At 72.5% G+C, this 14,631-nt stretch carries 20 protein-coding genes; 12 read left to right on the top strand and 8 right to left on the bottom strand.

Going from position 1 to position 14,631, the window contains the following annotated elements; all coding sequences use genetic code 11:
• Window positions 1-2 precede the first annotated feature (2 nt).
• From EDF50_RS13155 to EDF50_RS13140, 4 genes are read right to left on the bottom strand one after another with little or no spacing between them, the layout of a single operon-like run.
• On the bottom strand, window positions 3-944 hold the full coding sequence (locus EDF50_RS13155; protein WP_123519987.1) for an NAD(P)-dependent oxidoreductase: 942 nt from the start codon (window positions 942-944) through the stop codon (window positions 3-5).
• On the bottom strand, window positions 941-1,909 hold the full coding sequence (locus EDF50_RS13150) for a shikimate dehydrogenase (protein WP_123519986.1): 969 nt from the start codon (window positions 1,907-1,909) through the stop codon (window positions 941-943). The genes EDF50_RS13155 and EDF50_RS13150 overlap by 4 nt, the downstream gene beginning before the upstream one ends.
• Entirely contained in the window at window positions 1,906-2,565 is a 660-nt protein-coding gene (gene eda, locus EDF50_RS13145) for a bifunctional 4-hydroxy-2-oxoglutarate aldolase/2-dehydro-3-deoxy-phosphogluconate aldolase (RefSeq protein WP_123519985.1), read from the bottom strand. The genes EDF50_RS13150 and eda overlap by 4 nt, the downstream gene beginning before the upstream one ends.
• Window positions 2,562-3,161, bottom strand: a complete 600-nt coding sequence (locus EDF50_RS13140) for a glucose-6-phosphate isomerase family protein (RefSeq protein WP_123519984.1) — start codon at window positions 3,159-3,161, stop codon at window positions 2,562-2,564. The genes eda and EDF50_RS13140 overlap by 4 nt, the downstream gene beginning before the upstream one ends.
• Before the next feature lie 141 nt (window positions 3,162-3,302).
• Here EDF50_RS13140 and EDF50_RS13135 point away from each other — a divergent pair, with 141 nt between their 5' ends.
• Genes EDF50_RS13135 through EDF50_RS13125 form a run of 3 tightly spaced genes read left to right on the top strand, consistent with a single transcriptional unit; the run spans window position 3,303 to window position 6,491 of the window.
• Window positions 3,303-4,034: an SDR family NAD(P)-dependent oxidoreductase gene (locus tag EDF50_RS13135; RefSeq protein ID WP_123519983.1), complete on the top strand. Its 732-nt coding sequence runs from the start codon at window positions 3,303-3,305 to the stop codon at window positions 4,032-4,034.
• A 19-nt stretch (window positions 4,035-4,053) separates the two neighbouring features.
• Complete coding sequence (gene xylB, locus EDF50_RS13130) at window positions 4,054-5,547, top strand: xylulokinase (RefSeq protein WP_123519982.1); 1,494 nt, start codon at window positions 4,054-4,056, stop codon at window positions 5,545-5,547.
• On the top strand, window positions 5,544-6,491 hold the full coding sequence (locus EDF50_RS13125; RefSeq protein ID WP_123519981.1) for a phosphotriesterase: 948 nt from the start codon (window positions 5,544-5,546) through the stop codon (window positions 6,489-6,491). Before xylB ends, EDF50_RS13125 begins: the two co-directional genes overlap by 4 nt.
• Before the next feature lie 91 nt (window positions 6,492-6,582).
• Here the strand turns inward: EDF50_RS13125 and EDF50_RS13120 are convergent, their stop codons facing one another.
• Window positions 6,583-7,434, bottom strand: a complete 852-nt coding sequence (locus tag EDF50_RS13120; protein WP_233570639.1) for a LuxR C-terminal-related transcriptional regulator — start codon at window positions 7,432-7,434, stop codon at window positions 6,583-6,585.
• A gap of 177 nt (window positions 7,435-7,611) precedes the next feature.
• On the opposite strand from EDF50_RS13120, the gene hxlA reads away from it, so the two are divergent.
• Window positions 7,612-8,235, top strand: coding sequence for a 3-hexulose-6-phosphate synthase (gene hxlA, locus EDF50_RS13115; protein ID WP_043597635.1), 624 nt, complete (start codon window positions 7,612-7,614; stop codon window positions 8,233-8,235).
• Window positions 8,236-8,327: 92 nt separating this feature from the next.
• On the opposite strand, the gene EDF50_RS13110 is transcribed toward hxlA, so the two are convergent.
• The 3 genes from EDF50_RS13110 to EDF50_RS13100 are packed head-to-tail and all read right to left on the bottom strand — an operon-like array spanning window position 8,328 to window position 9,780.
• Window positions 8,328-8,663 (bottom strand): hypothetical protein, encoded by a 336-nt coding sequence (locus EDF50_RS13110; protein WP_123519980.1) that lies wholly within the window; start codon window positions 8,661-8,663, stop codon window positions 8,328-8,330.
• On the bottom strand, window positions 8,660-9,268 hold the full coding sequence (locus EDF50_RS13105; RefSeq protein ID WP_148076838.1) for an Asp23/Gls24 family envelope stress response protein: 609 nt from the start codon (window positions 9,266-9,268) through the stop codon (window positions 8,660-8,662). Before EDF50_RS13105 ends, EDF50_RS13110 begins: the two co-directional genes overlap by 4 nt.
• Complete coding sequence (locus tag EDF50_RS13100) at window positions 9,265-9,780, bottom strand: RNA polymerase sigma factor (protein ID WP_123519978.1); 516 nt, start codon at window positions 9,778-9,780, stop codon at window positions 9,265-9,267. Before EDF50_RS13100 ends, EDF50_RS13105 begins: the two co-directional genes overlap by 4 nt.
• Window positions 9,781-10,062: 282 nt before the next feature.
• On the opposite strand from EDF50_RS13100, the gene EDF50_RS13095 reads away from it, so the two are divergent.
• The 8 genes from EDF50_RS13095 (at window position 10,063) to EDF50_RS13060 (ending at window position 14,478) form a co-directional block, all read left to right on the top strand.
• The gene (locus tag EDF50_RS13095) at window positions 10,063-10,509 is read left to right on the top strand and encodes an Asp23/Gls24 family envelope stress response protein (RefSeq protein ID WP_123519977.1); all 447 of its coding nucleotides are present in this window, start codon (window positions 10,063-10,065) and stop codon (window positions 10,507-10,509) included.
• Complete coding sequence (locus EDF50_RS13090; RefSeq protein ID WP_043597628.1) at window positions 10,506-10,694, top strand: DUF2273 domain-containing protein; 189 nt, start codon at window positions 10,506-10,508, stop codon at window positions 10,692-10,694. Before EDF50_RS13095 ends, EDF50_RS13090 begins: the two co-directional genes overlap by 4 nt.
• On the top strand, window positions 10,691-11,044 hold the full coding sequence (locus EDF50_RS13085) for a hypothetical protein (RefSeq protein WP_123519976.1): 354 nt from the start codon (window positions 10,691-10,693) through the stop codon (window positions 11,042-11,044). The genes EDF50_RS13090 and EDF50_RS13085 overlap by 4 nt, the downstream gene beginning before the upstream one ends.
• On the top strand, window positions 11,041-11,619 hold the full coding sequence (locus EDF50_RS13080; RefSeq protein ID WP_123519975.1) for a DUF6286 domain-containing protein: 579 nt from the start codon (window positions 11,041-11,043) through the stop codon (window positions 11,617-11,619). Before EDF50_RS13085 ends, EDF50_RS13080 begins: the two co-directional genes overlap by 4 nt.
• Complete coding sequence (locus tag EDF50_RS13075) at window positions 11,616-12,218, top strand: hypothetical protein (RefSeq protein ID WP_123519974.1); 603 nt, start codon at window positions 11,616-11,618, stop codon at window positions 12,216-12,218. The genes EDF50_RS13080 and EDF50_RS13075 overlap by 4 nt, the downstream gene beginning before the upstream one ends.
• 96 nt (window positions 12,219-12,314) lie before the next feature.
• Window positions 12,315-13,382: an Asp23/Gls24 family envelope stress response protein gene (locus tag EDF50_RS13070; protein WP_123519973.1), complete on the top strand. Its 1,068-nt coding sequence runs from the start codon at window positions 12,315-12,317 to the stop codon at window positions 13,380-13,382.
• The gene (locus EDF50_RS13065; RefSeq protein ID WP_233570638.1) at window positions 13,379-13,795 is read left to right on the top strand and encodes a hypothetical protein; all 417 of its coding nucleotides are present in this window, start codon (window positions 13,379-13,381) and stop codon (window positions 13,793-13,795) included. Before EDF50_RS13070 ends, EDF50_RS13065 begins: the two co-directional genes overlap by 4 nt.
• 77 nt (window positions 13,796-13,872) lie before the next feature.
• The gene (locus EDF50_RS13060) at window positions 13,873-14,478 is read left to right on the top strand and encodes a hypothetical protein (protein ID WP_123519971.1); all 606 of its coding nucleotides are present in this window, start codon (window positions 13,873-13,875) and stop codon (window positions 14,476-14,478) included.
• The last annotated feature ends 153 nt before the right edge of the window (window positions 14,479-14,631 follow it).

Raw genomic sequence — 14,631 nt, 5'->3', positions numbered from 1 at the left:
GGTCACTCCGGTCGGTCCAGGATATCGAGCAGGTTCGACACCGACTGCTCGGTCGCGCGTCGGACGCTCGCGTCGGTGTACCCGCCGAGGTGCGGCGTGAGGATGGTGCGCTCGTGACGGAGGAGCGGCGTGAGCTCGGGCGGCTCGGTGTCGAAGGCGTCGACGGCATAGCCCGAGAGGGCTCCCGACGACAACGCGGCCAGCACGGCGGCGTCGTCGATCAGGGCCGAGCGGGCGGTGTTCACCAGCAAGGCCCCGTGGGGCATGGTGCGGAGCTCGTCGGTCCCGACCAGGGGGCTGCCGTCGGCGGGCGGCGGTGCGTGCAGCGTGACGACGTCGCTGCCGGCGAGGAGCTCGGGAAGATCGACCTGCCGGACGGCGTCGGAGGTCGACTCGACCCGGGCGAACGGGTCCGAGACGAGCACCCGGGCACCGAAGGCGGTGGCGAAGGCGGCGACGTGTCTGCCGATGGCCCCGTAGCCGACGATGCCGACCGTGAGATCGGGGAGCTCTCGCCCGATGGTGCGCGTCCATCGTCCGGAACGGAGCTCGCGGTCCGCGAGGGGGATGCCCCGCACCCCGTTCAGCACGTGCGCGAAGGCGAGCTCGGCGACACCGCGCGCGTTGGCGCCGCGGGCGGTCAGGACCGCGATGCCGCGGCGCTCCGCCGCAGCGAGGTCGACCGCGTCGGCGCCTGCCCCGTTGCGGCTGACGACACGGAGCCCCGGGAACAGGGCCAGCGCCTGCTCGTCGATCTTCTCGACGCCGGCGAGCCACCCGACGACGCCGGCGCCGACCTCGCGCAGGTCGTCGAGGGTCGGCTGACGACCGGCCGGGCCGGAGACGAGTTCGTAGCCCGCGTCCGTGACGGGACGGAGGGCGGGCAGCGCGTGGACGCCCGCGGCCGTCATCGATCGCGGCGTGACGAGCACCGTGCCCTTCATCGTGTCGACACGGCGATCTCGGAGAGGCGCTCGAAGCGCGGACCGCTCGTAGGGATGTCGATGTCGAAGACCTCGGAGATGACTCGGGTCCAGCCGTGGACGAAGTACGTCCAGCCGTCCTCGACGACGAGCCGACGCGCTTCCTGCTGTGCGCGGGCCTGCTCGAGGAACACCAGGTCGCCGCGGTAGTTGAGTTCCCAGACGAGTGCGGCCTCGGGGAACAACGCCGACGAGCCGAGCGGTGATCCGGGGGCGTCCTTGCCGAGGCCGGTGGCGTTGACGACGAAGGCGCCGGTGTTCAGTGACGCGAGCTGCGCGTCGTTGTCCGCTGCCGACTCGACGAGGAGCGCCGTGAAGGGCACATCGGGAGCGACCTGCGCGTGAACGGCCTCCGCCGTCGCCAGCCGCTCGGCTGACCGGTCGGACACGATCACGCGTGCCGGGCGGGCATCGCCTCGCTCGGGGCGGGAGAGGTGCCAGTCCATGGCGATCGCCGACCCGCCCGCGCCCATGACGAACACGTCTCGGCGGGCGCCGGCCCAGTCGGCGGGCGGCGCGAAGGCGTCGATCGCGAGGCCGGACGAGAAAGGGTCCTTGGCCGAGGCTCGCAGCTGCCCCTGCCGCTTCGAGAGGCAGCTCACCTCGCCCATCAGGGCCGCGAGCGGGTCGACCTCGTCGAAGCTCTCCCGGGCAGCGTGGAAGAGGTCGATCTTGTGCGTGGTGACGAGCGCGCCGAGGCTCCGGTCGTCGGTTGCGAGGAAGTCGACGACCGTGCGGTACTCGTCGGCCGGGGCATGGGGCTCGATGTCGATGCCCACGAGTTCGACGTCGCCGAGCCCGAGTTCGTCCGCCCAGCGGGGGAACACCCGTCGGATCGACGACGAGCCCGTGGTCACCCCGACGAAGTAGAACGTCGGGTGGGTGGCGGGCGTCAAGGTCGACGGCGTGAGGGTGACGGGGGTCATGCGCCCGCCACCTCCCCGGTGGACGCCACCCGCACCGCGGCAGCGGCCCTCGCCGTGACTTCGGCGAAGTCGCCCGAGTCGACGACGTCCCTGGGCGCGATCCAGGTGCCGCCGACGGCGGCCACCTCGGGTACGGCGAGGTAGTCGACGAGGTTCTCCGGGCGGATGCCCCCGGTGGGCATGAACCCGACGCCGCTCGCCCGCAGCGGCGTCGCCAGCGAGCGCAGCCCGGCGGCGCCCCCCGACTGCTCCGCAGGGAAGAACTTGAGGAGGCGGTGCCCGGCGTCGATGGCCGTCAGGGCCTCGGTCGCGGTCGACACCCCGGGGACGAACATGAGCCCGCTGGCCCGGGCCGCGTCGTCGAGGAGGGTAGTGCGTGCCGGGGAGACGAGAAAGCGTGCGCCTGCCTGCACGGCGGCCTCCACGTCGAGGGGGCCCAGCAGGGTGCCCGCGCCGAGCACGAAGTCGGGGAGGCTGTCGGCGACGGCGGCGATGGCGTCGAGGGCCGCGGGTGTGCGCAGCGTGATCTCCATCGCGGGGAGGCCGCCGGCCATGAGGGCGCGGGCGAGCGGAAGCGCGTCGGCGGCGTTCGCGATCTCGACGACCGGCACGACGCGGAGGGCCCGCAGGGCTGCGGCGTCGATGGGCGCGGTCACGGGCGGTACCCCGTGTGGGCCGGGTTGGTCACGGTTCGCCACCCGGCGTCCTCGTCGGCGATGACGAGGTCGCGCATGCCGTGGGCGTCGCTGATGACCGAGTAGTCCTGGCCGGCATCCGCCGCGTAGCAGAAGAGCGTGACGAAGGGCTCGTCGCCGACGTTCACGCTGCGGTGGATCCAGTGGCCGGGCACGTCGACGGCCTGCCCCGCGCGGAGCTCGACCGCCTCGGACCGGCCGTCGAGGGTCTCGAGGAGCATGACGCCGTGCCCGCCGATGCAGTGGTACAGCTCGGCACGGTCGGCGATGCCGTGGAGGTGCCCGCGGGTCACGGCGAACTCGTGGCCGTAGCGGCCGGGCTGGAGCGTGCTCGTCCCCACGATGAGGGAGCCCGGTTCGTCGCCGTACCGGTGCTCGGCGACCTCGTAGACGACGTGGTCGGGTCCGTGCTCACGGAGGGCGGCCTCGTGAGCGGCAGTGTCACGGTAGACCGCGGTCATGTCGCCGAGGTGCTTGCGGTAGACCCGTGTCGAACCGGTCATCTCGCCGCTCGGGGCGATCTCGATGCGAGCGGGCGTGTGAACTGTGCTGACCAAAACCGATCCTCCTCGAGCAATTTGTGTAGCGATACTACATGAACGATACCAAGATGGGGGATTCGGGGGCCTCCGGTGCGCGTGGGTGCGTCCGCACGAAGCTGTTCATGTAGTCTGCCTAGCCTGAGCAAAGGAGCTGAAATGGGATCGACCCTCGAAGGCCGCCGTGTCGCGGTCACCGGAGCGGCTGGCGGCATCGGCCACGCCATCGTCACGCGTCTGCTGGCCGAGGGAGCCGAGCCCATCGGCCTCGACGTCACAGGGCTCGATCGCCTGCCGGAGGGCGTCCCCGGACTCGAGGCCGACCTCACGTCCGCCGAGTCGATCAGCGCGGTCGTGTCCGCCCTGTACGCCGACGACGATCGTGCCGTCGACCTCGTCAATTCGGCAGGAATCGTGGAGGACGACGTGCCCGCCGAGGACATGTCGGTCGGCCAGTTCGACGCCGTCCACGGCGTCAACATCCGCGGTGTCTTCATCACGTCACAGGCGTTCGGTCGCGAGCTGCTGGCCCGCGGGGGCGGCTCGATCGTCAACATCGCGTCGATGAGCGGCAACGCACTCGTGAACTGGCCTCAGAAGCAGAGCGCCTACAACTCGTCGAAGGCTGCCGTGAGCGCTCTCTCACGCTCGCTGGCCGTCGAGTGGGGCGGGCGTGGCGTCCGGGTGAACACGGTGTCTCCCGGATACGTCGACACGCCCCTCAATCACCTCAAGGCGCACATGCACGATCGATGGAAGCGCGACACCGTTCTCGGCCGCTTCGCCACGCCGGAGGAGGTCGCGGGAGCCGTGGCGTTCCTGCTCGGGCCGGACGCCGGCTACTTCGCGGGCGCCGAACTGCTCATGGACGGGGGGTCGTCGTTGCGCTAGCGCGACGACGGACGAACGGATGATCCTCGCTCACGACCTCGGCACCACCGGCAACAAGGCCACCCTCGTCGACGCGGACGGCCGACTGGTCGATTCCGTCACGATCCCGTACCCCGTCGACTTCGGCCCGGGTGGCAGGGCCGAACAAGATCCGGAGGACTGGTGGCGAGCCGTCTGCGCCGCGACGGGTCAGTTGTTGGCCCGCCCGGGCCGACACGCCTCCGACGTCGACGTCGTCTCCTTCTCCGGCCAGATGATGGGTGCAGTGCTCGTCGACGGGCGCGGAGACCCGCTGCGGCCTGCCATGATCTGGGCCGACACCCGAGCCACCAGGCAGGCGGACGCTCTGGTCGAGCGGGTGGGCATGGAGCGCGCCTACGCCCTGACCGGGCACCGGCTCAACGCCACCTACACCCTGCCCAAGATCGCCTGGCTGCGGGACAACGAGCCGGACGTCTTCGGCCGGGCCTCCGCTGTCGTCCTGCCGAAGGACTTCGTCGTCGAGCGGCTCACCGGCGTCCGCGCGACCGACCCCTCCGACGCCTCGGGGACGAACGCGTACGACCTGGTCGGCGGGCAGTGGTCGGACGAGCTGCTCGCGGCCGCCGGGGTCGACCGCTCCCTGCTGCCCGAGATCGTGCCGAGCACGACCGTCATCGGCACCGTCACGACCGACGCGGCGCGCGCCACGGGCCTGACGGTCGGCACGCCGGTCGTCATGGGCGGCGGCGACGGACCCATGGCCGCGCTCGGTGCCGGCATCGTCGATGCCGACTCCGGGGCCTACGCCTACCTCGGCTCGTCGTCGTGGGTGTCGGTCAGCACCGACGCCCCCGTGCTCGACCCCCTCATGCGCTCCATGACGTTCACGCACGTCGTCCCGGGCCGCTTCGTGCCGACCGCCACCATGCAGGCCGGCGGGGCCTCGCTGCAATGGATCACGAACGTACTGGCACCGGGGCAGCAGGACCGCTACGAGCAGCTGCTCGCAGCGGCCGAGGTCGAGGCCGGCCTCGACGGGCTGTTCTTCCTGCCCCACCTGCTCGGCGAACGGTCCCCCTACTGGAACGCCCACGCACGTGCCGCCTTCGTGGGCCTGCAGATGCAACACGAGAGAGGGCACCTCGTCCGGGCCGTCCTCGAAGGCGTCGCCTTCAACCTGCTCACCGGCCTCCGTGCCTTCACCGAGGCGGGCGTACCGATCGTGAGCGTGGACGCCATCGGCGGAGCCGCCCATGCGGAGCTCCTCCTGCGGGTCTTCGCCGACGTCTGGGGCGTGCCGATCTCGTCGCGCGACCTCGTCGACGAGGCCACGTCGGTCGGCGCGGCGGTCGTCGGGGGCGTGGGCGTCGGCATCTTCGACAGCTTCGACGTGGCCAGGACGATGTCGCGCCGCACGGCCCGTCGAGAGCCGGACCTCGAGCGAGCCACGCGCTACGCCGCGGCGCACCCGGTGTTCGTGGACGCGTACCGCCGCCTCGAACCCTGGTTCGAGGAGGTCGCCGGGCGATGATCGGCGAGGTCCGCACCGTCTTGGGTGACGTGCCGGCGAGCAGCCTCGGGCCGCTCGACTACCACGAGCACCTGTTCCAGGTGTCGCCGCTCCTGCCGGGCGACGAGCTCGACGACGAGGCCCTGTCGTCAGAAGAGGCGGTGTCGCTCGTCTCCGGGGGCATCCGCTCGATGGTCGAAGCCACCCCCGTGGGCCTCGGCGCCAACCCGGAAGCGGTGGCCCGGATCAGCGCCCGGACGGGCCTCCAGGTCGTGCATGCCACAGGGGCGCACCACCGTGGTCACTATCGTGACTCGGACCCCCTTCTGATCGCCTCCGAGGCCGACCTCGTCGAGCGTTTCGTCGGGGACGTCGTCGACGGCCTGCGCGGGCCCTCCGGCGCTCGCGCCATCGGTCCCGACGGCGCGCCGGTCCGAGCGGGCCTCGTCAAGGGGGCAGCACGCTACTGGTCGATCGACGCCTTCGGCGAGCGGGTCCTGTCGGCCTGCGCCGCGACGGCAGGGCAGACCGGGGTGCCGGTGATGGTGCACCTCGATCACGGCTCCGCCGCCCACGAGGTGCTCGACCGGTTGGCGGCTTCCGGTCTCCCGGCCGATCGGGTCGTCCTGGCGCACGTGGACCGGAACCTGGACGCCGGCCTGCACGCCTCGCTCGTGGAGAGGGGGGCTTGGCTCGGCTACGACGGCGCCGCCCGCCATCGGGAAGCGCCGGACTCCGCCCTGATCGACTGTCTTCGGCGCACGGTCGAGGCGGTCGGCGACGAGCGGATACTCCTCGGGGGAGACGTGGCGCGCGCGTCCCGCTACCGGGCCTATGGCGGGATGCCGGGTCTCGACTACCTCGCGGTCCGTTTCATGCCACGCCTCGAGCGGGAACTGGGGGCCGAATTCCTCCGCGCTCTGACGGTCAGGAATCCCGCTGTCTTCCTCGCCCTGAGCACGTGACGCCAGGTGCCGGGACGACGGCCGTCTCGGGACCACTCGACCGGCGGCGGCGCGGGCGGGCGAGCGCGGGCGGGCGAGCGCGGGCGTCGGGTCAGGGGGACGAGGCGAGGGCGGCGAGCTCGGTGCGGCTGCGGGCCCCGAGCTTGCGCAAGAGGTTCGAGACGTGGAACTTCACGGTGTTGTCGCTGATGCCGAGGGCCGTCGCGATGTCTCGGTTCCGGTCTCCGGCCGCGACGCGGTGCAGCACCTCGCGCTCCCTCTCGCTGAGCGCCGCGACCAGCTCCCACGGCTCGTTCGACGGCGGCGGGTCGAGCGGCAGTCGCACCGTCAGCTCCGAGCCCCACCCCACCGTCGACGTCACCGTCAGGTCGCCGCCGACGCCCGAGACCTGCTCGGTGATCGGCCGCAGGGCGTCGTCGTGCGCCGTCAACTCGCCCGCTCCGTCGTCGCGGATCGCGATCAACAGGTTCAGGCCGTCGCAGTCCCACTGGATGCGCACCCGTCGGGCGTCGCCCGCGTCGACGAAGGTGAGCACGGCGTTCCGGACGACGGCCCGGGCCACGTGCGCCACGTCGCCCGGTAGGGCGCGACCCGTCGCCGGTGGCTCGACGAACTGCACGTCCAGGTCGCCGAAGCGGACGAGCGGTCGCAGGTCGGACCGGAGGCGCGCGAAGGCCCCCACCACCGGCTCGAGGGTCGTGCCGCGCTCGCGGTCGGAACCGGTCCGGAGCGCGACCAACGCCCCCGCCGCCACGTCGATGGCCTCCGCCCGCGCCGCCCGGTCGTCGAGGCGCCGCGAACGCAGGGCGGCCAGGACGGACTCGAGCGTCATCGCGTGCCGGTCGACCAGGTCGGCGGTCGCGCGCGCGTGCTCGGACGCCAGGGTCCGGGCGAGGGCGTCGGAACCGGGCCGGGTGGGGCCGTCGTGCAGGGTGCGACTCATGGGCCCACCCTAGGCGTCCGCCTACCCGCCGCCACCGTCCCTACCCGAACGGGTGGGTGGGACGCCCCCGTCGAGGGGCTGCCCTCACAGCATGGTCGGACCAGGATCGAGGACAACGGGATCGACGACGTACCCAGAGGCCCGATCGGGCCCCGTCGCCCCCACGAGGAGCACCACATGAAGCTGCAGTTCGCCATGGACACCCTGACCACCGACGCCGCCCTCGAGCTGGCCGCCGCCGCCGCGCCGAGCGTCGACATCATCGAGCTCGGCACGCCGCTGATCAAGGCAGAGGGCTTCCGCGCCATCACCGCGATCAAAGAGGCCCACCCCGACAAGATCGTCTTCGCCGACCTCAAGACGATGGACGCCGGTGAGCTCGAGGCGGGCGAGGCGTTCAAAGCCGGTGCCGACCTGGTGACCGTGCTCGGCGTCGCCGGCGACAGCACGATCGCCGGTGCGGTCAAGGCCGCCAAGGCGCACGGCAAGGGCATCGTCGTCGACCTGATCGGCGTCGGCGACAAGGCCGCCCGCGCCAAGGAGGTCGTCGCGCTCGGCGCCGAGTTCGTCGAGATGCACGCCGGGCTCGACGAGCAGGCCGAAGAGGGCTTCACGTTCGAGAAGCTGCTCGAGGCCGGCAAGGCCTCGGGCGTGCCGTTCTCGGTCGCCGGTGGCGTCAAGGCCGCCACCGTCGGATCGGTCCAGGACGCCGGGGCCGACGTCGCCGTCGCCGGTGCCGCGATCTACTCGGCCGACGACGTCGCCGGTGCCGCCGCCGAGATCCGCGCCGCCATCAAGTAGCAGTACCGGCAACACGCGTCGCAGCTCACGAGAGAGCGGTGACGCTCAGGAGGCGCGGTGTCGGTCGGACCGGCACCGCGCCTCCTCGTCCGTCAGCGGGGCGCGTCGACCAGGCGGGACGAGACCGACACCACGACGTCGTCACCCGCCAGGCCGGCCTCGACCAGCCGTCGGCGCAGCGCGTCGGCGGCCCGGGCGAGCGTCTCGGGCGTCGGGGCGTCCAGGGCGGTGGCCACGTGGGCGGTGACCGACACCGAGCCGGGCCCCCGTGAGATCTCGACGAGCCCCGTCGAGGCCGCGAGGTCGAGCCCGGCGGCGACGACCCGGACCGCGCCCTCGACGACGGGGTGCGCGTCGAACACGTCCACGACGCCCGCTACTCCCCGCAGCAGGTCGGTCAGCTCTCGCGAGAGCGTGTCGTCGCTCATCGGTCGTCCTCCAGGGGCAGGAACACGTCGTCGATGTGCACGTCGACCCGGGTGACGTCCAACCCGGTGTGTCTGGTCAGGGTCTCGGCGATGCGTCCGCGCAGTTCGTCCGACACGACACCGAGGTCGAGGCCGTAGCGTGCGGCGGCCGTCACGCGGACGCTCACGGTGGCGCCGGCGGTCGACAGGTCGCCCTCGAAGGTCGTCGAGCCCAGCACGACGCCGGACTGCCCGTCGCCCGCCCGTCGCACCAGCCCGCGCGCCGCGGCCTCGGTGACGCTCAGTCGCACGGCGGGGTCGGGATGGCTCACCGGGATCTCGCGGCCGCCCACGACCTCGCGCTTGATCGAGTCCAGCAGGCCGTCGATCCAGGCGCCGTCACGGTCGGGCTCACGGGCGGCCTCGTGCTCGAGGGAGGCGCGGGACAGGTCGTGCACCCGGGCCAGCGACTGCAGGTACAGGCGGCAGGCCGCCGACCCCTCGATGTCCGGGTCGCGCGGCTCGCGGCCGGCGTCGAGGTAGTCGCTCAGCCGGTCCACCGGGATGCCGTCGACGGTGTCGTCGGGCTCGGGGGCGTCGAGGGGGGAGCGGTCGTCGGTGCTCATCGCCACGCCTCCATCTCGGTGATCAGGAACGTCCGGGCCCGCGCGATCTTGCCCCGGACCGTCGAGACGGGCAGATCGAGGGCCTCGGCGATGTCCGCGTACGAGTAGTCGGCCGTCTCTCGCAACAGCCAACACCGTCGCTGGTCGAGGGGGAGCTTGTCGAGCGCCGACCACATCGCGTCGAGCTGGAGTCGCGCCTCGACCACGCGTTCGGGCGTCTCGTGCCGGGGTGCCGCGACCTCGAGCCGGTCGACGTCGTCGTGGTCGCGTCGGACGCGGAGCCGGTCGACGGCCTTGTTGCTGACGATGCGCATCAGCCAGTTGCGCACCCGCGACGGGTCGTCGAGGTCGGGCAGGCGCCGCCACGCGGTGAGGAACGCGTCCTGCACGACGTCGTCGGACTCGAGCTCGGAGCCGAGGAGGCGCGCGGCGTAGACGCGCATGAGCGGGCCGTGTCGTCGGGCGATCACCTCGTAGGCGTGGACGTCGCCGTCGCGGGCCCGGACGGCCAACGTCGCGTCGGCCGCCTCGAGGAGCGGGTCGTCGGTGGTGATGACGACCTCCTGCCTGTGATCGACGATGGGACGGGCACGTGCCCTGACTACGTGAGTACCACCCTGCGCGAGGATCGGGGGACGTCGTGGCCGAAAAGTGAGTGGTCACGGATCGTTCGCTGAGAGCTGGCTGACCCACCATGACATGCGGCGTGACCGATGCGTCTGAATGATGTGACCCGCTTCACGGGCACCCAGACACCGGCCGGAAGACACCCGGCCCCAGCGCAAGGAGAAACCATGAGCAACGTGACCCCGGCCACCAGCACCAGCACCGCTGCCGCGAAGACCACCTCGGCGAACGCCGCCGGCAAGAACACCATCGCCGAGGGCGTCGTCTCGAAGGTCGCCGGCATCGCCGCCCGCGAGGTCCGTGGCGTCCACGACCTGGGCAACGGCGCCGCTCGTGCCATCGGCGCGATCCGCAACGTGATCAACCAGCAGGACCGCGGCCAGGGCGTCTCGGTGGAGGTCGGCGAGAAGCAGGTCGCCGCCGACATCGTCATCGTCGCCGAGTACCCCGTCGAGCTCCAGAAGGTCGCCGACGACGTCCGCAAGTCCGTCACCGACGCCATCTCGCAGGTCGTCGGCATGGAGGTCACCGAGGTCAACGTCACCGTCTCCGACGTGTACATCCCCTCCGAGGACGACAACAAGGACGACACCGACGACAGCCGCGTCAAGTGACCGCCACGACCACCGGCATGCTGGTCGGCGCCGTCCTGGCGCTGACCGCCCTGGCCTTCGGCTTCTGGGCCTTCGTGTTCGTCGCGATCGCCATGGCGATCGGGTTCGGCGTCGGCCGTGTCGTCGAGGGCAAGCTCGACGTCCGAGGCCTCGCCGACGCACTCCGCGGGCGGCGGTCGTCGTGACCGCGGCGGTGACGGCCGACCAGGCCCTCCACGGCCGGAACAAGATCACGTCACGTGCCGTGCGTCGGGTCGTCTCGGCCGTCACCGCGGAGGCCCTCGAGGTCTCCGCGTCGAAGGTGTCGGTCGAGCTGGCCGACCACGACGGCGCCCTCAGCGTGATCGCCAAGACGCCCATCCGCGTCTCACCCCTGGGTGTCTCCGAACGCCGTTCGGGCACTCTGCTGGACCGTCTCACGACGGCACAGTCCACCATCCGTGACCGCGTGTTGCAGCTCACCGGGTCGAGCATCGACACGGTCGACCTGCAGATCACGGGCGCCGACATCCGAGAGAGGAAGCGCGTCGCATGAGCACCGCATCGCTCTACAAGCGCATCGTGCGCCGTGAGACGCACTCGTCCCGGGCCGGCATCGCCATCACCCTGGCCGTCCTGTTGATCGTCGCTCTGGCGTGGATCGGCACCGAGGCGGTCCTGGCCGCCGTCGGGACGGCCCCGCTCCTCCTCGCGCCCACCGACCTCGTCGGGTCGACCCTGGACGCCGCGAGTGCCCCCGTGGGCGTGCTCACGGCCGTCGCGGTCGTCGTCGCGCTGATCGGGCTCGTCCTGATCATCGTGTCGCTCGCCCCCGGCCGCCGGGGTCGTCGCGGGGCGAAGGCCGAGCGCACCGTGGCCGTGGTCGACGACCGGGTCATCGCCCGCTCGCTGGCCCGCACCGCGAGCTACGCCGGTGACGTCGACCCCTCGCAGGTCAGCGTCAGCGTCGGCAAGCGCAGCGCCCTCGTCGAGGTGACCCGCACCTCCGGTCGTCAGACCGACGTCCGCAGCATCGACGAGGCCGTCCGCGACGAACTCGCCGGTTACGACTTCAGCCCGGCCCTGCGTCACAAGGTCAAGCTGTCCGAGAAAGGAACGGTCGGAGCATGAACAGCACCAATCGCGCCCTGAACCGCATCGTCGTCTTCGTCATCGGTCTCGTGCTGTTGCTCGCCGGTGGAGCGGTCGCCGTCGGTGCCCTCTGGCCCGACGTCCAGCAGACCGTCTCGCAGGGCGCCTCCGACGTGAAGGGCCCGACCACGGACGCCCTCACCGATCAGCCGTGGATCCTCTGGGTCGTCGCGGCGGCCAGCCTCGTGCTGATCGTCCTGCTCGCCTGGTTCGCCCTGCGACAGGGGCACGGCCAGACCGGCACGCTGCTCACCGTCGACGAGGGCTCGCGGAACGACCAGACCACCGGCGGTCGCCTCGTGATCGACGCGAAGGTCGCCGAACAGGTCCTCGAGGAGGCGCTGGCCGACACCCCGGGCATCGTCTCGGTGGACGTCACCGCCTTCCGCGTCAAGCGCGAATCGGTCCTGCGGGTCACGGCGAACGCCCGTCGCGGCGTCTCGCCGACCGAGATCCGTCGGAGCATCGACCAGGCCGTCGCCCACTGGGACGGCGTCCTCGGCACCGAGACCCCCGTCGTGATCCAGATCAACGGCGGCCTCCGCAGCCAGATGTCGTCGGCCACCCGCCTCGACTGACGACCGTCGACCCACCGCGCGGACGGCCCTCGCCCTCGACCGAGGACGGGGGCCGTCCGCCGCTCCACCCACGTTCCACGATGAAAGGCCGGTCTCATGAGCGAGTCCACCCACCACGTCACCCCCATCGACATCGACGCCGCGGCGTCCACCCAGGCCACCTCGCCCGAGGAGGTCCTCGAGCACACCATCGGCGTCACCGTCCTCGGCGTCTCGGGCGTCCACGCGCTCGGCAGCGCACCCCAGCGGTTGGCCGGTGCCCTGCGCACGGCGATCGGTACGGGTTCCGTCCCGGGCGTCCGGGCCGGCACCACCGACGAGGGCCTCGTGGTCGACATCGCCGTCGTCGCCGAGTACCCGACGAACGTCAGCGCGCTCGCCGACACCGTCCGCACCCAGGTCCAGCACGCCGTCGGGCAGCTCGACGGCGAGAAGGTCACGGTCAACGTGACCGTCACGGACGTGCACGGCCCGTTCGACTCCGACGAGGACGCCGCCGACAAGGTGAACGCGGCCGCCGACAAGACGAAGCAGGCCGTCTCGGACGCGCGCGACACGGTCGGGGCCGCGGCCTCCGAGGCGGGCGACCGCGCGAAGGAGGCCGGCGAGAGGACGAAGGCGGCCGCCGCCGAGGCGGGCGACCGCGCGAAGTCCGCTGCGGCCGACCTGTCCGACAAGGCCCGCGAGTTGGGCGGCAAGGCCGGCGAGCTCGCCGAGCAGGCGAAGGCCACCGCGGCCGAGGTCGGCGAGAAGGCGGCCGACAAGGCCGACGACGTCGCCGACAAGGCGCGCGACGTCGCCGACCAGGCGAAGGACGCCGCCGCCGACGCACGCGACTCCGCGGCGGACCGTGGCGACGACGCCCGCGAGAAGACCGCGGACGCCACCGACGCCGCACTCGACAAGACGTCCGAGATCGTCGACGGTGCTCGGGAGAAGGCCGCCGACGCCGTGGACGGCGTGGCCGACGCGGTGGACGAGAACCGCGCCTCCGACGACGACGCCACCCGCGCCTCCTCGGACGACGCCCGCGCGGCCGACGCGTCCGACGGCGCCGATGTGACCGTCACGGTCGACGGCGGCACCGTCACCGTCGAGGTCGACTCCGACAGCGACGCCCAGGTCGTCGTCGACGGCGACGACGTCGCGACCACGGAGAGATGATGTTCGGCCGTCGCGCCTCGACGAGCACCCGACGCCCTCGGTCGCGGGCCGTCTGGGCCGCCCTGGTGACCTCGGTCGTGCTCTGCCTGCTGATCGTGGTCGGCGTGCTGTTGCCCGTGCTCACCCTGATCGGTGCGGCGGACGGTGGCACGGCCGGTGCCCTCGACGTGCCCGTCGGCTCGATCGCCGCGGCGATCGCCATCGGCTACGTCCTGGCGCTGCTGTTGCTGCTGCTCATCGTGACGGTGCGCAACGGCGCCCTGGCCTGGGTGCTCGGGGTCGCCGCCGTGATCTCGACGCTCGTCGTGTCGCTCTGGCCCCTCGTGGCCGTCGCCCTCTCCGGAGTCGACCAGGTGGGGGATCTGATCCCGTTCATCCAGGACCTCATCGCCCGTTTCTGGCCCGGCAACTGACCCGGACCCGGGTGGACCGACCGGTCTAGGCTGACGTCGTCGCCGGGAGCGCCCCGGCGCGCGACCGGGGGGCCACCATGCGCTCGAGAAGCGACAAGACCGCACTCACCACTATCACCGGGGCCGTCGCCCTCGTGCTGCTGCTCGCCGGCTGCACGGGCGGGGACGACGACCCCGGCGACGCGGGCCCCTCGTCGTCGGCGGGACGGGCGACGGCCACGGCCGACGCCGACGAGCAGACCGGTCGGGGCGACGTCGCCCTGCCCGCCGACTGCGACACCGTCGCGACGGCGCTCGGCGGGGCCGTCGAGGGCCTCACGCTCGACTCGACGACCTCCCGCGTCGAGGACGGTGAAGCGGCCTGCACGTGGACGAGCGAGGTGGACCGGACGCGCATCGGCTTCTACGCCCAGGTGGCCGAGTACACCGAGGCCGAGATGGACGCAGCGCTGCCCGACTCGGACGGTCTGTCGCTCGAACGCGTCGAGAACGACGACGTCGACTCCCTCGGGGGTCGGCTCTACGTCGGCTCGGCCACGCCGGACGCCCCGGTGTCCGGAGGCGGAGCGGTCATCATCACGCCCCACGGCACCGTCGGCGTCCTCGCGGCCGCTCCCGCCGGGAGCGCCACACGGCTCGACACCGACCAGATGGTCGACGCCTCGCTGGCCTTCGTCCGCTGAGGCGACCACCGACGGGGAGGCGGGGGGGGGGGGGGCCCGCCCCCCCCCCCCCCGGGGGGCCCCCGGGGGGGGGGGGGGGCCGGGGGGGGGGGGGGGGGGGTGGTGGGGGGGGGGGGGGGCGGGGGGGGGCCCCCCGGGGGGCCCCCGCGGGGG

Source organism: Frigoribacterium sp. PhB24, assembly GCF_003755185.1.
Classification (GTDB): Bacteria; Actinomycetota; Actinomycetes; order Actinomycetales; family Microbacteriaceae; genus Frigoribacterium.
The sequence above is the reverse complement of the archived record's forward strand: the minus strand, read 5'-3'. Positions and strand labels throughout refer to the sequence as shown.

What these genes read in the sequence shown, in the direction of transcription:
- EDF50_RS13155 (WP_123519987.1), bottom strand. Translation starts at nt 944, where the DNA reads ATGAAGGGCACGGTGCTCGTCACGCCGCGATCGATGACGGCCGCGGGC.
- EDF50_RS13150 (WP_123519986.1), bottom strand. Translation starts at nt 1,909, where the DNA reads ATGACCCCCGTCACCCTCACGCCGTCGACCTTGACGCCCGCCACCCAC.
- EDF50_RS13135 (WP_123519983.1), top strand. Translation starts at nt 3,303, where the DNA reads ATGGGATCGACCCTCGAAGGCCGCCGTGTCGCGGTCACCGGAGCGGCT.
- xylB (WP_123519982.1), top strand. Translation starts at nt 4,054, where the DNA reads ATGATCCTCGCTCACGACCTCGGCACCACCGGCAACAAGGCCACCCTC.
- EDF50_RS13125 (WP_123519981.1), top strand. Translation starts at nt 5,544, where the DNA reads ATGATCGGCGAGGTCCGCACCGTCTTGGGTGACGTGCCGGCGAGCAGC.
- EDF50_RS13120 (WP_233570639.1), bottom strand. Translation starts at nt 7,434, where the DNA reads ATGAGTCGCACCCTGCACGACGGCCCCACCCGGCCCGGTTCCGACGCC.
- hxlA (WP_043597635.1), top strand. Translation starts at nt 7,612, where the DNA reads ATGAAGCTGCAGTTCGCCATGGACACCCTGACCACCGACGCCGCCCTC.
- EDF50_RS13110 (WP_123519980.1), bottom strand. Translation starts at nt 8,663, where the DNA reads ATGAGCGACGACACGCTCTCGCGAGAGCTGACCGACCTGCTGCGGGGA.
- EDF50_RS13105 (WP_148076838.1), bottom strand. Translation starts at nt 9,268, where the DNA reads ATGAGCACCGACGACCGCTCCCCCCTCGACGCCCCCGAGCCCGACGAC.
- EDF50_RS13095 (WP_123519977.1), top strand. Translation starts at nt 10,063, where the DNA reads ATGAGCAACGTGACCCCGGCCACCAGCACCAGCACCGCTGCCGCGAAG.
- EDF50_RS13080 (WP_123519975.1), top strand. Translation starts at nt 11,041, where the DNA reads ATGAGCACCGCATCGCTCTACAAGCGCATCGTGCGCCGTGAGACGCAC.
- EDF50_RS13075 (WP_123519974.1), top strand. Translation starts at nt 11,616, where the DNA reads ATGAACAGCACCAATCGCGCCCTGAACCGCATCGTCGTCTTCGTCATC.
- EDF50_RS13070 (WP_123519973.1), top strand. Translation starts at nt 12,315, where the DNA reads ATGAGCGAGTCCACCCACCACGTCACCCCCATCGACATCGACGCCGCG.
- EDF50_RS13065 (WP_233570638.1), top strand. Translation starts at nt 13,379, where the DNA reads ATGATGTTCGGCCGTCGCGCCTCGACGAGCACCCGACGCCCTCGGTCG.
- EDF50_RS13060 (WP_123519971.1), top strand. Translation starts at nt 13,873, where the DNA reads ATGCGCTCGAGAAGCGACAAGACCGCACTCACCACTATCACCGGGGCC.